General features: G+C 45.5%; 10 protein-coding genes. 4 read left to right on the top strand and 6 right to left on the bottom strand.

The features are described from left to right. Positions 1-448 precede the first annotated feature (448 nt). On the top strand, positions 449-4,159 hold the full coding sequence (locus V5G21_RS11075; protein WP_095237040.1) for a lamin tail domain-containing protein: 3,711 nt from the start codon (positions 449-451) through the stop codon (positions 4,157-4,159). Between the two features lie 165 nt (positions 4,160-4,324). Here V5G21_RS11075 and hmpA read toward each other — a convergent pair whose 3' ends face one another. Further along, entirely contained in the window at positions 4,325-5,560 is a 1,236-nt protein-coding gene (gene hmpA, locus V5G21_RS11070) for an NO-inducible flavohemoprotein (protein WP_011245211.1), read from the bottom strand. A gap of 190 nt (positions 5,561-5,750) precedes the next feature. Between hmpA and nsrR the strand changes: the two genes are divergently transcribed. Continuing rightward, positions 5,751-6,200 carry a nitric oxide-sensing transcriptional repressor NsrR gene (gene nsrR / locus V5G21_RS11065; RefSeq protein ID WP_011245210.1) on the top strand — a complete coding sequence of 150 codons (450 nt, stop codon included), beginning with the start codon at positions 5,751-5,753 and terminating at the stop codon, positions 6,198-6,200. Positions 6,201-6,673: 473 nt separating this feature from the next. On the opposite strand, the gene V5G21_RS11060 is transcribed toward nsrR, so the two are convergent. Then, complete coding sequence (locus V5G21_RS11060) at positions 6,674-6,853, bottom strand: helix-turn-helix domain-containing protein (RefSeq protein WP_073305403.1); 180 nt, start codon at positions 6,851-6,853, stop codon at positions 6,674-6,676. 228 nt (positions 6,854-7,081) lie between these two features. Here V5G21_RS11060 and V5G21_RS11055 point away from each other — a divergent pair, with 228 nt between their 5' ends. Both V5G21_RS11055 and V5G21_RS11050 read left to right on the top strand, forming a co-directional pair. Continuing rightward, on the top strand, positions 7,082-8,104 hold the full coding sequence (locus V5G21_RS11055) for an AraC family transcriptional regulator (RefSeq protein WP_338465522.1): 1,023 nt from the start codon (positions 7,082-7,084) through the stop codon (positions 8,102-8,104). Between the two features lie 148 nt (positions 8,105-8,252). Continuing rightward, a complete protein-coding gene (locus V5G21_RS11050) occupies positions 8,253-9,053 on the top strand; it encodes an SDR family oxidoreductase (protein WP_338464693.1) in 801 nt (266 codons plus the stop codon). A 476-nt stretch (positions 9,054-9,529) separates the two neighbouring features. On the opposite strand, the gene V5G21_RS11045 is transcribed toward V5G21_RS11050, so the two are convergent. The 4 genes from V5G21_RS11045 to V5G21_RS11030 form a co-directional block, all read right to left on the bottom strand. Continuing rightward, positions 9,530-10,714 (bottom strand): thiolase family protein, encoded by a 1,185-nt coding sequence (locus V5G21_RS11045; RefSeq protein WP_338464691.1) that lies wholly within the window; start codon positions 10,712-10,714, stop codon positions 9,530-9,532. Further along, on the bottom strand, positions 10,707-12,116 hold the full coding sequence (locus V5G21_RS11040; protein WP_035202313.1) for an AMP-binding protein: 1,410 nt from the start codon (positions 12,114-12,116) through the stop codon (positions 10,707-10,709). The genes V5G21_RS11045 and V5G21_RS11040 overlap by 8 nt, the downstream gene beginning before the upstream one ends. Before the next feature lie 221 nt (positions 12,117-12,337). After that, positions 12,338-13,948, bottom strand: coding sequence for a long-chain fatty acid--CoA ligase (locus tag V5G21_RS11035; RefSeq protein WP_338464688.1), 1,611 nt, complete (start codon positions 13,946-13,948; stop codon positions 12,338-12,340). A gap of 1,118 nt (positions 13,949-15,066) precedes the next feature. After that, positions 15,067-16,131 (bottom strand): ABC transporter ATP-binding protein, encoded by a 1,065-nt coding sequence (locus V5G21_RS11030; RefSeq protein ID WP_211182820.1) that lies wholly within the window; start codon positions 16,129-16,131, stop codon positions 15,067-15,069.

The raw sequence follows: 16,131 nt of genomic DNA, 5'->3' as shown, positions 1-16,131 counted from the left end.
TTCCTCCTTAGCCGGAATGTACGTCCATTTAACCATAGCTTTTTTATTAAATACGGAAATTAACCGAAGACTTACATTTTTTTAAAGAAATATAAAGTTAATCTCGCTTTACAAACAACGACTGCCACCACTTTTTAGCTGTTTTCTCCCATTTCCTCTCTTAAAAATGTTTACACATCATTTACCTCGCTACTGGCGCCTCTTTCATCATCATTTAATGATTTCAATTATTTTTTGAAAACGCTTGTTTTTTCTCCGCTTGTCTCTTTTTTTATGGTAGATGCGCATCAACTCATTCATAAGGGAGGGAAGCTCGAAATCAAATTTTGATCCTGTTCAGGTTGGGGAAACGCCATTTTTGAGCACAAAACAGCAGAAAAAACTTACGAAATGGAGCTTGTATGAATATGTTGCAGAGTATTGCTAAATATGAAGGAGGATTCTTTCCATGCATGTCGATAAACCAACACCGGCTCTGCTAATTACTGAAATACACCCAGATAATTACGACAGAGACGACTATGAGTTTTTTGAAATATACAACAACTCTTCCATCAGCTTGTCTATTGGAAATCGGGATTCGTCCGCTGATTACCATTTGCTCTTCCGCTATCCTGAAGATAGCCGTGGTGATCGTCCTTTTGAACTTGAAACAATTACGATCCTGCCCAAACAAGCACATGTATTTTGGCTGAATACGAGCGGACAAACCCTTGAGGCATTTAACCGCAGGTACATGAGCCAATTAAGCTCAAGCCAAGTGAGTGAGGTGTCAGGAAATATCCCTGCTTTCTCCAACAGTGAAGCACGAGCTGTCGTCATTGTTGACAACTTGTCAGGGCAAGAGGTGGTTCAAGCAGGTTATCAAGCTACAGACATTTCCGCTGGTTTTGGAGTTCATTTCGCGCTGCCTCCTGCCGGGAGTACAGAACAAACGGTTTTCCTGCCAATGAGCCCAGCAACCCCTGGGTCAGTCTATGCGGAACAATCGCTGCAAACAGGGGCCTTAGACACGCCTATTCCTAGAGTCGTGATTTCCCAGTACATGTACGATGCCCCCGCTGCAGACGATGGCAAAGAATTTATCGCTATAAAAAACGTTGAGGACAAAACTGTTGATTTAAGTGGATTCAAAATAGGCGATGCCCTTTTTCTCGGGGAAGGAGAAGGAATGGCGCAATTTCCAGATGGCACTTTAATTCAACCTGGACAAGAGCTGTTTTTATCCCAGTCTAGTTTCATCTTTAAGGCCATTTATGGTGCGGTTCCAGACTTTGAATTCCCATGGTTCAGCACAAATCGCCTTTACGATGACCCTGATGTGCCGACAATGCTAGATGCGAACTGGTCCACAGGCGAAATACGCCTTGCCAATAACGGCGACAAACTATTGCTCATGGATCGACATGACCGTATCGTTGATTTTGTCCCTTACTTGCAAAATATTACCTACCGGGGAAAACAGTATCGTGGCGTAACAGCGCGTGCGGATGGCAATGGCCAATCGATTCACCGCATTTCCGAGTCTAGCGATTTGCGGACTGCTTTTCGCGCTGGGCCGATCCGCCGGCCGTCAAAACGGATTCCTGTCTCACCGAGCAAGTCGCTTTTAATTACGGAATTTATGTACACGCCCTATTTTGATGAAGGCACAAACGAATATGTCGAAATCGCCAATATAACTGGCGAAACGATTGATCTTAGCGGTTTTTATTTCGGTAATAAAGTGGAAGAAAACGGCGTTGCGAATAAAGCGATGTATAATTTCCCGGAAGGAGCGGTGCTTGCCCCTTATTCTGCTGCTTTAATTGCCCGCAATGCCCAAGCCGTTAAAAAATTATATGGCGTTACTGCTGATTTTGAAATGGAAGCTACCATTAGCGCTGTCCCTAAGCTTATTCCAAACTGCGATTGGGGCTGCGGAAACTTCCAAATGGCCAACGGCGGCGATGCTGTCGTATTGCTTAACCGGGATAAGGAGCTTGTCGATGCCGTTGTTTTCAAGAACGCCCTTTGTATGGGCCTCTCTTCTCATCCTGGCGTTTTTGCCAAAGGTCACTCCCTTGAACGGGTCAGCGCCATTGACACGAAAAACCCTGCAGTTGATTTTGTGGAACAGCCACATCCAACTCCAGGCAAACTGCTTTTCGGCCCTAATGGCGATCCGTCCCTTGTTCCGAGACCTTCTATTAAAGAAAAAGTGCTAGAAGTCAATGAGCCAAAAACGGCTCTTGTCGCAAGCCCTACAATCATCGATAGCGCGACCGGTATGCCTGACGCTCTGCCTCCCAATGTTCCTTCTATTCTGTTCAAAGCGGAATGGCGAAACGGCAATCTTGTCGCTAGCAATCGTGGCGTACTGCTTGAGGAGGCACTAGATACGGTTACACAAAAAATGCTGCCCATGATCGAGATCAATGAGCATTTCCTTGTTCCTTATGTCCATCAATTGCTTAAGACGAAAGGGATAGACGATGTCTTTATCCTTTCTCGCCAAGCATCCATTATTGAAGCAATGCGAACATGGAACAATGAATACCGTGGGGCCTTGCGTCTTTCTGGGTCGACGTTGCCTAAGAAAAAAAGAGACGATGCCATTCGTGCCATCCGCCAATGCCAATGTTTTACAATACTAGTACAAGCGGAAGCACTCTCTGCTGAAATCATTCATTACTTCCGCAGCCGGGCGATTACAATATGGGCATATGAGGCTAACAGTGAATTAGCGTTACACCGGTTAGCTGCCATTGGCGTCCAAGGCATCGAAACGCCATTACCTGAAAAAGCCGTTGCTACTTTACAAGCGTACCAGTTGGAAAATAGCACAAATCAACAGCCTTTGTTGATTGCCCACCGTGGCGTTTGTTCCTTAGCGCCTGAAAATACAATGCCCGCAATCGAACTGGCAGCCGAGTTGGGCATTGAAGCAGTGGAAATTGACATTATGATGTCTAAAGATGGCATTCCAGTCGTCATCCACGATTACACGGTAGACAGAACGACGGATGGAAGCGGTTATGTGAGGGATTTAACACTCGCACAGTTAAAGCAATTGACAGCGAACAGAACCGATAATTCCGACTGGGTGGAGCGTTACAAACTTTATCCAGACGCCAAAATCCCGACACTTGAAGAAGTGCTTGTTTATGCCAAAGAAAAAGAATTAATACTATCTATCGAAATCAAAACAGACGGTTTGGAAAAACAAGTAGCTGATTTAATCCGCCAGTATGAGATGGAACCCCATGTCTATTTAAGTGGTTTCAACCCGGTTGTCATGGCTGCGATCCAAGCGCATCACCCAGCCATTGGGGCCATGCATATTTTAGCCGGGCTTTCACCTCAGGGAATGACTGCGCTACAATTTGCTGAAAAAACGGCGCGCCACTTAACAAAATTAGGGATGTTTAGCATGCCAGGCGACGGCACGATGACTCAAGCTTTGCTCTCCTATGCAAAACACCGTGGCATCCCTCTTGTCGGCGGTACGAGCAACAGCAAAGCGAGCATTCAAGCAAAGAAAAAACGGGGCATTACGATGATCTACAGCGACTACCCGCAATGGTCCGAACAGATGCCTATTTGCGTCAATCCCATTCCGTTATACAAGGTCGTCAAAGAAGGAGACGTGCTGACTCTAGCTGAAATGGGCGCTACTGTCCATGAACGGTATGGCGTAGCAAGCACGCTGCGCGGGGGCATTCGCATAATTGGTGAAAACGAGGGTGTTGCCTATACAGATGGCAGTAGCTTAATGGCATTGAAAGCAGGGGAAACCCTTTTCCACCTTTACCATGAATATGAGCCATTTAACTACGAAACAGAAGGCGATCCTGCAAAGTTGCCAGACAAATGGCGCATGTATTCAAACCCTGTGCGGCTCGTTGTCTTGAACAAAGCAGACCTATCAGCCAAACACTTAGTGGAAGTCGTACAACGCTATCGCCAAGAAATGACTGTGATCGCTTATGCTTCCCTACTGTCTTTATGTCAAGTGGCGTTCCTATTTGAAAAATGGCGAGCTAATCAGTTAGCAAAGCGCTCCATTGAAAAGATTGAAACCGCACTAATGAAGTATGTGGCAGCTGGCCACTTAACGGTTGAAGCATTTGATGCATTACAGGCCCATATCGCAATCCTTCAAGAGGAATGGAAGTAATGCAAACGTATGATACCTTTCTGCTAAGCTTTTCGTCGTGACAGACAGTTACTAAAACCGCTATTGCCCCTATAGTTGCCAGTTTTACTGGCGTAATAGACTAGAAAACGCACGAATGTCCCTTTGCAAACATTCGTGCGTTTTGTTTATGGGGCAATAATGCTTTTAAGAAGAAGCAAGCGTCCCCGCAGGACCGAAAAATTCATAATGGATTTGTTCTTCTGGAACGCCCCAGTTGTTCAAGATGTGGTAAACCGTCTTCATAAAAGGAATAGGCCCACAAAAATAAAAATCAGCGTGATGATCTTCAATCATGGAACGGAGGAATTGCTCATCAATATACCCTTCCTTCTTCATATAAGGATTCATCTGGTCTTCTGACGTAGGGCGTTCATAGCAGACAGCGTAGTGGACATTTTCTTTCTGACTCGCTGTCTGGGCTACATGGTCATGCATCGCATGGTAGGTTCCATCAATGGCAGCATGGATAAACGTCACCTTTTGTTTGGTTCCTTGCTGCATAAGGGTATTAAACATGCTCATAAGTGGCGTGATGCCAACGCCGCCGCTGATTAAAACGATCGGGCGTTCTTCTCCCTGTTTTAAAGTAAAATCACCAGCAGGAGCGGTCATTTCTAGTACGTCGCCTTCACGAATATGTTGATGTAAATAATTGGAGACGACACCTGGAGGGCACTCAGTGTTGCCCTCTTCCCGCTTTACGGAAATTCGATAATATCCTTTTCCCGGAGCGTCTGACAAGCTGTATTGGCGCATATGCGTATACGTATCACCAGGGATGTTCACTTTTACCGTCATGTATTGGCCTGGCTGGTAAGAAGCGATCTCATTTCCATCTTTCGGCTTTAAATAAAACGATGTAATCGCCTTGCTCTCCTGCTTTTTTTTCTCTACCACAAAAGAACGAAATCCACTCCACCCGCCAGGAGCTTTGCCGGCCTGATCGTACATTTGCTTTTCTACTTCAATAAACACACCGGCAATGATTTCATACGCCTCTCTCCACGCCTCAATTACATCATCGGAAGCTGCCTCTCCTAATACTTCTTTCATGGCGGCAAGGAGATTTTCGCCAACAATCGGATATTGTTCCGGCTTAATATTTAAGCTGCGGTGCTTATGGGCAATCCGTTTTACAACTGGTAAAATCGCTTCTAAATTGTCGATATGCTGGGCGGCAGCATAGATCGAATTGGCCAGTGCCTGAGGTTGCCTGCCTATTTTTTGATTGGTTCGGTTAAATACGTTTAACAGTTCAGGATGATGGTGAAACATTCGCTTGTAAAAATGCTTTGTGATCGTTTCTCCGTGTGCGGCTAAAATAGGAACAGTTGCTTTCACCAATCGTTTCGATTCTTCTTTTAACATCACAGTACTCATGAGTGATCGCCTCACTTAAAATAAGTATTTTATATATATATTTAAAGTATGACATTCACCCTCTTAAATCAATATTTAAAATGCATATTATATGCATTGTTGGAAATTCGCCACAAACGGGCGCCCCTTTCCTCCTACATGGCAAAATTATGGTATGCTGTAGAAGAGATGACTTTCTGGAGTGAAAAATATGCAATTAACCTCTTATACGGATTACTCGCTTCGTCTCCTTTTGTATTTAGCTTTACAACCAAAGCATAAACTGTCCAGCGTCAAACAAGTAGCTGATATTTATCGCATTTCTTATAATCATCTAACAAAAGTCACCCACGAACTAGGAAAGCTTGGTCTGATTGAAACGATCAAAGGACGAAACGGTGGCATTCGCTTGGCAAAAGAGCCAGAGGAAATCAACATTGGCGAAGTCGTCAAACAGACAGAAGACAACCTTGAGCTCGTTGAATGCTTTAACCGCGAGACAAACACCTGTATATTAAATCCCGCTTGCCGATTAAAAGGCGTATTGCATGAAGCGCTCGCCGCCTATTTGCAGGTGCTTGAGCAATATACAGTCAAAGATTTGGTGCTAAACGAAGACGACTTACGGGCATTGTTACAATTTAAAACAACAGAGCAGTGAGATGTGAAAAAGATGGATGTGCCTTTTCCATAATGACAAACAGCCTGCCGGTGCAGGCTGTTTGGGTGCAACAATGCTTGCGGCATTGCCTTTCTACTTATTTGATTTTCACTCGTCATATGCAAATCGAATATTACAGTGAGAATAGGCACAAGCAACATGCCCATTAACGATGGAAGGCTAGCCCAACAAGATTGGAGTTCACTCATTTATGATAGCTTTTTTGGAATCCTTGTCTGATTTAAGCCACTTGATCCTAATATTTTGTTCATTTGTTTTTTATAGAAAGCTCAAGAAAACTAAGCAGGAAAGAAAACGTACCCCTTTTGAAATTGTCCTTATGATTCTTATCTTATTTGGCATTTTTTCTTGGGCTGTATCCTTTGCTTTATTACAAACACAGTAGGGTGATTTTCACCCTACTTTTTATTCATGTGCAACAGTTCATGGGTAAATGCCTCGTGGGCAGTTCACTATTGTAAACATTTTCTTCTTTGGTTTCGATGTGCTTCTCCTGCCTGAGCCATCTCATGGGCTTTCTCCGATTGATAAGACGTCTTCCCGCTCGCATATCGTCGTTCCCGAGAAATCGTGGACGGACTTTGCCCAAGGTTCTTGGCGATCTGCCGAAGAGATAGCCCAAGACGAGTCATCGCTTCAATACGTGCGCGATCAAATGTGGTAAGATGGTGGTTAGCAGCTCATGGTGCCCTCCTTGATCGTTTGTGTGGTTACGAACATCTTACACGAGGGTTCCATGAGCTGTCTTTCTTAAGGTGTTGCACTTCATATTCCAATTCGTCTTTTAAATAAGATTACAGCCCTTTACAATTTTTAGTATATTTATTCTACTTGGACTGGCCAAAGGAGGACGTAGATTGATGAACCTGATACCGGCTGACCAAATTAAGATCCCGCAGGGTTTGTGGGAAGGACTTGGACGATTAGGGATAACGGCCGACGAAGTAGCCCGCCAAGCCCGATTGCCATTGACCATTATGTCTGAGCCTGCTGTAACGACAACTCAATACTTTGCAATTTGGCAGGCTTATTTTGACCTTGCGGGAGAAACTGCGGCAGCCATCATCGAGCTTGCGACCGCCTATGAGACTGCCCAATATCCACCGTCACTCTTGGCAACCTATCACGCTCGCAATTATCACGATGCCCTACATCGAATGACACAGTATAAACAGCTATGCCCTCCCGAAAACCTGCGCATCACCGAGGATGGCGAGCTGTGCGCCATCGAATTGGAGTGGCTTTATGGCGGACGCGAGTTGGCTGGTCCGCCTATGCTGATAGGCTTAACTTTGGCATGTCTTCTGGAGCTTGGACGACGAGGGACAGCAACAAACCTGTCTGCCTATCGCGTTGAATTCACCCAACCGATGGGTGATTCTCGGACACTTGAAGCTTACTTCGGCTGCCCGATCTGCACCAATGCCACAGGAAATCGGCTAATTCTCCACCGAAGCGATTTGGATCGACCGTTTGTCTCCTATAACGAAGAACTGCTGGAGATTTTGACGCCTGCCTTGGATCGCACAATTTATGAACACGACAACCTCCATTTCATTGCCGAGAAGGTGAAGTCGATCATTAAGCTTCGTCTCGCCGATGGATGTCCTGACATTGGGGGGACCGCGCACGAACTCGGAATCAGTGACCGCACCTTGCAGCGCCGACTTGCGGAAGAACATACAAGCTTCAAGCAGTTATTAACGCAAGCTAGACATGAACTAGCTCTTGCTTACCTGGCAGACCCTTCGCTTGATATTAAACAAATTGCTTCCTTGATCGGATATGAAGACCAGAACTCCTTTTACCGTGCTTTTCGCATATGGGAAGGCGATACGCCGGCACATTGGCGGTTAAAGCAGTTAGGAAAAACAGCGTTTTAACAAGTTTTTGCCTAAGACTTGGTATTTTAGGCCCAACCATCTTGCCGTTTGGCGTATTCTGCAAGAATGTTGGCGGAGGCGGCTAGTTACTGGCTGATGAAGACAAGTTATGATAGTCTCTATCCGAAACAGAAGGAGCAATGACAAGATGGAAATGGCATTAACAAATAAAACGGCTTTAGTGACAGGATCGACGAGAGGCATCGGAAAAGCGATTGCCCTGGAGCTTGCTAAAGAAGGGGTTCACGTCCTCATTAACGGACGGAACCAGGAAGCGGTCCAACAAACGGTAGAGGAGATCAAAGCGAAATATCCATCCACCTCGCCTCAAAATGCAGCGGCTGATCTCACTAATAAAGAGCAAATGGAAACGCTATGTCAGCAGTTCCCGAGCATCGACATTCTCGTTAACAATATGGGCATTTATGAAATCAAGCAATATGAACATGTGGACGATGAAGGGTGGGAAACGTATTTCCGCACAAATGTGCTAGCAGCCAACGGGTTGGTTAGATGTTATTTGCCGACAATGCTGAGCCAAAACTTCGGCCGAATCCTTTTCATCGCAAGCGAAGAGGCCGTCATGCCTTCAGGTCTTATGCCTCATTATGCCGCGACTAAATCGATGCTGCTGTCATTGGCAAAGAGCCTGTCCAAATTAACAGCAGGCGCCGAAGTGACAGTCAATACTATCCTGCCAGGTCCTACGCTATCGGAAAATGTAGCTCAAATCATTGAAGGCATGTTCATGGATGAGGAACCGTCGTTGTCCTTTTCCGAAAAAGAAAAAAAATTTATGGCCTCCAATGTGCCTCAGTCCGAAATTCAGCGCTTCATCAGGCCAGAGGAGATTGGTAGACTCACTGCTTTTATGTGCAGCCCTCACGCCTCAGCCTTCAAAGGCTCCCCGATTCGGATGGACGGGGGAATCGTGCCGACGATTTTTTAGTGCCGCAATTAACCATCCATGTCCTTTACGACATTGGTACAAGTTCTTGGCCTTAGATCAGGACCAGAACTTGTACCAATAAAACAAAAAGCCGCTAAAACAGCGACTTTCATTTGGAGCATGTCCCCCGATCTCGACCATGGAAGTACATGTGTAGCCCATCCTAGCAATTACAGCGATTGTTGAATTAGCTGGTAATGCTTCATATTCTTCATGTGTTACCTGCTTATCACATTGTGGAAAGACAACCAAACTTCATACAGCAGTCGATGGAATTAGCTATATCCCCTTACGAATGCTCCTTATACTACGTATCCCCCGGTTAGCCATTCTCTTTTAATCAAGAAGAATCTTGAAGGCATGTGACCGATTAAGATTAATAACCCCTTTATTACCAGATTTAATTTTTCCTAAAATAATTTAATATGGTTTTTTTCACTTCAATATCATTACCATAAATCTCAAAAAATGAATAATCAAAAGCACGAATTTCTATTTCTGCTAATTTTCGACCGTTTACCTGAAACTGAAGAAACATTCGCAAACAACGCCGCTATTCCTAACCCTCCTGCTGCACCAATGGCGCTCAAGCCAAACTTGGCATCACGGCGTTTCATTTCGGATGCTAGACGGCAAACGTTTATCGCCCCAGATGCCCCGTACGGGTGCCCTATGGCTAAAGCGCCGCCGCTGACATTTAGTTTTTCTTTGTCTAGGCCAAGCTCTTGTTGGAGCGCTACCATCTGAACCGCGTACGCCTCGTTCAACTCAATCAAATCAATGTCTGATAGATTCCGTTTTTGTTTTGCCAACAGTTTGCGGATCGCAGGCACTGGGCTCATACTTGCAAAGTGGGGATCGTAGCCTGCTCTTGCAGCATCGACAAATGCAAGCATTGGTTTCATACGGTAACGCACGCACGCTTGCTTTGACATGAGCAATACGAGAGCCGCTCCATCCGATTTTGCGCATGAGTTGGCTGCTGTTACGGTCCCTCCGTTGTAAAGCGGCGGCACTCGTTTTAAAAGCCGATCGGGCATTTGCCGAATGCCTTCATCAGCAAGATCACGGTGTGCTGCAATTTTTTCGTCACGAAAAAGGCCCTGTTGTTCTGCTGCCCATGCGCGCCTGTAACTCTCAGCGGTGTACTCGTCCTGTGCATCCCGGCCAATTTTCCTTTGTTCAGCCACATTCTCTGCCGCTTCAGCCATATCGGGGTCCCCTAGCGATTCCGGCGAGAAGCGGGCACGTTCGATTGTCTCGTGCCACTCTCGTCTATTTCCGTTCATGTTAACGGCAATCCGTTTCGGCTCAAGACTTGTGCTTTCTACGCCGCCGGCCAAATAGACATCGCCATCTCCTGCTTGTATATGCCTTGCCGCAACGATGATCGCTTCTAATCCAGAACCACATTGGACATCGACCGTTACCCCTGGCACGTCAACAGGCAGACCGCTTTCTAACAACGAGAGGCGTGCTATATTTCCCCCTTCGCCAACAGCGTTGCCAAGCACCACTCCATCAATCTCAGGAAAAGGAAGGCCAGCAACGATTTCTTTTATGACAGAGGCGGCTAACACTTCTGGACGCTGCGTGGCTAGAATGCCGCCAATTTTGCCAACAGCTGTCCGTTTTGCCCTTACGATGAACACATCACTCATAACGGCCACTCCTTAATGCTTGGCGGTCCACTTTTCCGCTCGGCAAAAGTGGAAACGCCTCTACAAGGTGGAGACGCCGTGGACGTTTAATCGGAGGCAGCACCTCTTTTAGGCGTGTACGAATCTGCTTTTTGTCTTCTTGCGACAAATACCGGCCTTTTATGTAAAGTTCCATTTGGCTGCCCCAATAGGGATGGGCCTTGCCGATCGCAATCGCTTCTTCAACGCCTTCGATCTCTTTTGCCAACTGTTCCACTTCCTCAGGGTAGACATTGATGCCGCCAATGATGAGCATATTGCCTTTTCGCCCTTTTACGTGAACAACCCCTGTTTTGTCAATAAAGCCAATGTCGCCAACCGTTTCCCACTCTTTTACAGGCGCCCCTCCTTTGTAGCCAGCAAACAAATAAGGGCTCTTTATATGCAACATCCCTTCATCGTCCGCTTGGATCGTCACCCCTGGAAATGGCCGCCCTACTGCCGTCGGAGGAAGAGTGCTTTGGCTACGGTGGTGCAAACTAGAAATAAAACTTAGCTCAGAAGCACCATAAAATTCATACAGCTTTGCGTTTGGAAACTGTGTTTGCGCCCGGCCAACCTGGATTTTCGACCATTTTGCCCCTGACACAATGATGGTATCGACTTGCTCAAGAGTCTCGTTGCTGCTTGCCTTCACAAATGCTTCAATCATTGTGGGTACACCATAAATCACATCGACTTGCTCACCCTTTATCGTTTCTAAAACGTCAAACGGCGAAAACGTCGGTTCCAAATAAAGAGTCGCCCCCATATGGAGCGTATGGACAGCGGCAAACAAAAACAGTGAGTGGAACAGTGAACCAGGCACACTCACTCGGTTTGTGCTTTGCAGCTGAAACGTTTCTGCCGCTGGTTGGAAACTTGTTGTCCATGAATGATGCGTACGGACATACGCTTTTGGCGCTCCTGTGCTGCCAGAGGTAAACCCTAGGTAAAAGAGATCGTTCCCTTGGGCGAATCGATCTGCCTCTATTTCAGTCGTTTCGTTGACCTGTCTGCTGTCCCACACTGCACATTCGGCTTCGGAAATGGGCCTATCCGTAAAGAGCACATCTGCTTCAGCACGCGCTAATGCCTGCAAACGTTCATTGTTTGTCCATTTTCTGTTTAACGGAATGCCTGTCCACCCTAAGCTTGCTGCTGCCAAAAACACAAGCAATAGCTCATCTTGGTTTTCAATGTCAATGGCAAAAGCAAGCGGGCGAACGAACCCACATTCCTTTGCTTTAGCCGACAAGGCGTTTCGATAGCTGTGCAAGTCTGTCTCCACGTCACGATACGTACGTGTCCGGTCTTTATAGACCAATGCGGTTTTATGAGGCAGCATGCCTCCATTTTTCAAAATCTGATCGGCGATATGCACGTACGTTCCACCTCTTTGTCCATTGAATGGTGCCATCGTAGGCGATCGTGACAAAATTGTCAACCGATAGATCATTGACGTTTACATAAATAAAAGGAAAAGCAAAATTTCCCTAGTTTATCATCAAGGGTAGAGACAGTACTCTATTAATGTACAATAAAAAGACGGTACACCGCTGTACCGTCATCAAATCAAGCTTATCAAACTTTACCGTCTTCCTCCTATAAAAAACGGCTTTGATTGAACAGTTCCTTCCGCAAAGCACGTTTTAGAAATTTGCCGACCGATGTTTTCGGCAATGCCTCCATGAAGACGACGTCGTCAGGCAGCCACCATTTGGCAAATTGTGGTTTCAAGTAGTCGACAATTTCTTCTTTAGTCGCCTGTTTGTCTTTTTTTAATACAACGCAAGCGACTGGGCGTTCTTGCCACTTATCATGGGGCACAGCGACCACTGCTGCTTCGAGTACAGCTTCGTGAGACATAATCGCATTTTCCAAATCAACGGAAGAAATCCATTCCCCGCCACTTTTGATTAAATCCTTCGTGCGATCAACGATCTTAATGGCTCCCTCCTCATCAATCGTGACTACATCTCCAGTATGGAACCAACCGTCTTTGAATGCTTCTGTACTCCGTTCATCGTGAAAATAACGGTCGGCAACCCAAGGGCCTCGGATGAGCAACTCGCCCATTTCTTCTCCATTCCAAGGGATCTCCCCATTGGCGTTCACGCCTTTGATGTCGATTAACGGAACGGCCATTCCTTGTTTTGCCTTCGCTTGATATTGCTCGCCTTTGCCCCACTTTTTCTGGTGGCTTTTTAAACGGGAAAACGATACGAGCGGGGCCGTTTCTGTTAAGCCATAGGCATGGTAAAACGGGACGTTCAACTTACGTTCAAATCGCTCGATCATGCTTTGCGGTGCCGCAGAACCACCACAAATGACAGCACGCAAGCTGCTTAAATCATAATGATGATGTTCAAGTACTTGCAAGAGGCCGAGCCAGACAGTCGGCACGCCGCCGGTAAAGGTAACCCGTTCTTTTTCGATCAACTCAGCAAGGAGCTGAGGGGTAAATGCTGGACCTGGCAACACTTGTGTCGCTCCATAGAACGTAGCACTAAACGGCAAGCCCCAGGCATTTACATGAAACATTGGCACTACGGGCATGCACACGTCGTTTTCGCTAATTGCCGTCGTGTCTACATGCCCCTGCACTAAACTATGAAGCACAATGCCGCGATGGGAATACTCGACCCCTTTAGGCATCCCCGTTGTTGCCGATGTGTAACACATAGCTGCCTGTTCATTTTCATCAATGTCATCGCAAAACGCAAAACAGTCATCCCCCTCTGCAAGCAATGCTTCATAAGAATAGAGCGGTTCCAGTGTGGACGAAGGCAACTGATCTTTGTCGGTCATCACTACAAACGTATGCACCGTCTCCAGTTGCGGCCTAATCGCTTCTACGAGCGGCAGCACATCTTCATCAATCAGCAAAATCTGGTCGCTTGCATGGTTAATCACAAAGGCGAGATGATCAGGCGGCAAACGCATATTAATCATGTGGAGGACGCTCCCTATACCAGGTGCAGCAAAATATGCTTCCAAATGGCGATGGTGGTTCCAAGCGATCGTCCCCACCCGTTCCCCCCGTTTTAACCCTAGTTTCGTCAATGCGCTCGCAAGTGCTCTTGCGCGTTTGCCGATTTCCTCATACGTATACCGGTAGATGTTGTCATGCGTTCGTGATACCACTGTTTTGTTTGGAAAATAGCGCTCTGCCCGTTCCAACATCGACGAAATCGTTAAAGGCGTGTTCATCATCGGCAATTCCTCCTAAATGATTATAAGATGAGGACAAGTCTTCCTTTTAAAGCGCTTACATTTAATATGACCATACTTGATTTTTTTGTCAAAAGCAATCTGTTTGATGTATCGGTTCATGTCGTTTTTTACGATATGAACTAAAAATTATGAGACATGTAATTTTTGAACACCTGCTAATTTATAAAAAGGGATTTACGAACGGTGGTAATGAGGTGATTTTCGATAGTCTACTAATACTTTTATTGGTTGGTTCGTCCTTTGTTTAAATGGCGAAGCATTGGTAAATGTAAATTAGAAACTTCTAGGGAAGACTGTTTAATAGTCAATTAGCAAAGTTAGCTCCGAAATACACAAAGAAAGCAATTATAGCAATTCCTGCAAAGGCTATGAACGAAGCTATGATTGGTATTACCTTGTTCTCTGTCTTTGAACAAAAACAAATTACTGCTAAGACAAATATAGCAATTATACTTAAGGGTATGAAAGAACCATATAGTTTTAACGTGAATTGATTAACATATTGCGAAATAAAGTCCAACAACAGAATACTTAGGACAAGGAGTACACTAATAATAAGAATACTATAAGACCGCCAAGTAATTCTTTTCATTTTTTCCTTCCTCTTAAAATCCCTTATTGTCAAAACTTCTATAGTAAAAAGTTAATCATTCGTTCATTTATAGGGGTTTAAATGCCAAAAACTTGCTACCCCCATCGTTATAGATTAAAAGTGAGGTTACCACGCGCACAAACTTGTACCCTCAATTATGTACTAAGATCAGATGATCCGTACCCTGCAAACTCTTCTCATCGGTAAAAACATGTTTGAGAAGCTAATCGCACATCCGGCCATAATTTTTAAAAAATAGAATTACCTTCCCTTTCATACCCACTTTCAGAAGAAATAAATCTGTTTTTGCAAAAATTTTTTCGTTTTCTACTTCCACTATGTATATGACAAACAAATGAAAAATGAATGGTCTTGATTGTAATGCATTAAAAAAGACAATAGAAGCTTTGTTCCATTGTCCTTATGACGCTTCCCTAGGCCTATTCCTTACCAAGTTTACTTTAAATCTCTATCTCTGTAGTTTGTGAGTGGCAGCGTTTTTTAGTTAGGCATGAACGGCCAATCGTTCATGTCGTTCATTAGCGCTTACTTCAATCCGATTGCCGGCTTCATCAAAAAAGTGAAGATGCTCTGGCGGAATCGAGAGATCGACTTTTTGCCCGGTTGTATAAGATTCTGTCCCTGCCACGACTTGGATAGTGACGCCATTGATGGTGAGGTAATGGACATAGCGTGAACCAATGTATTCCTTGCGAACATATTCCCCGTGAAGGACACACGCTTCTGGGAGCTTCTTAAACATAATGTGCTCGGGCCTTACACCTATTTCTGTAACTCCGGGAATCATCGCCCTGTCGGCAAATGCATCAGCTGGCAGCATATTCATTGGCGGCGTGCCGATAAAAGTGGCGACAAATCGTGTTTTGGGCTTTTCGTAAATGTCTTCAGGCGTCCCAATTTGTTCGATAACACCGCCATTCATCACGGCGATCCGCTGTCCAATTGTCATTGCCTCTAATTGGTCGTGCGTGACATAGACCATCGTTTGTTTCAAGCGGTTATGAAGTTCAATTAAGTCATTGCGTGCGGACACACGCAAAAGCGCATCAAGATTGGACAATGGTTCATCCAACAGGAAAAACGGCGCTTGTTTAACGACCGCTCGGGCAAGGGCGACCCGTTGACGTTGGCCGCCGGAAAGTTCGGCAGGTTTGCGCCCTAAATACGGCTTTAATTCGACCAGTCCGGCGGCATATTCAACTGCTTCGCGTATGTCTTGCTTTTTCTTTTTGCGAATCGTGAGCGAAAAAGCGATGTTATCAAACACGGTCATATGGGGATAAAGGGCATAGTTTTGGAAAACCATTGCCACATTGCGATCGGCAACGTCAACCCCTGCCATTGCTTGCCCGCCCATTAAAATCGTGCCTGACGTAGGCTGTTCCAGACCCGCGATCAGTCGCAACAATGTCGACTTGCCGCATCCAGAAGGCCCAAGAAGCACAAGGCGTTCGCCGCTGTTAATCATTAAATCCATTGGCGGAATGACATTTGTCTGCCCAAAGTTTTTCTCTACTTGTGTAAACACAATGCTTTTATCTTCTGTCAT

The sequence above is a fragment of the Shouchella rhizosphaerae genome (assembly GCF_036700015.1).
Taxonomy (GTDB): Bacteria; Bacillota; Bacilli; order Bacillales; family Bacillaceae_D; genus Shouchella; species Shouchella rhizosphaerae.
The sequence above is the reverse complement of the archived record's forward strand: the minus strand, read 5'-3'. Positions and strand labels throughout refer to the sequence as shown.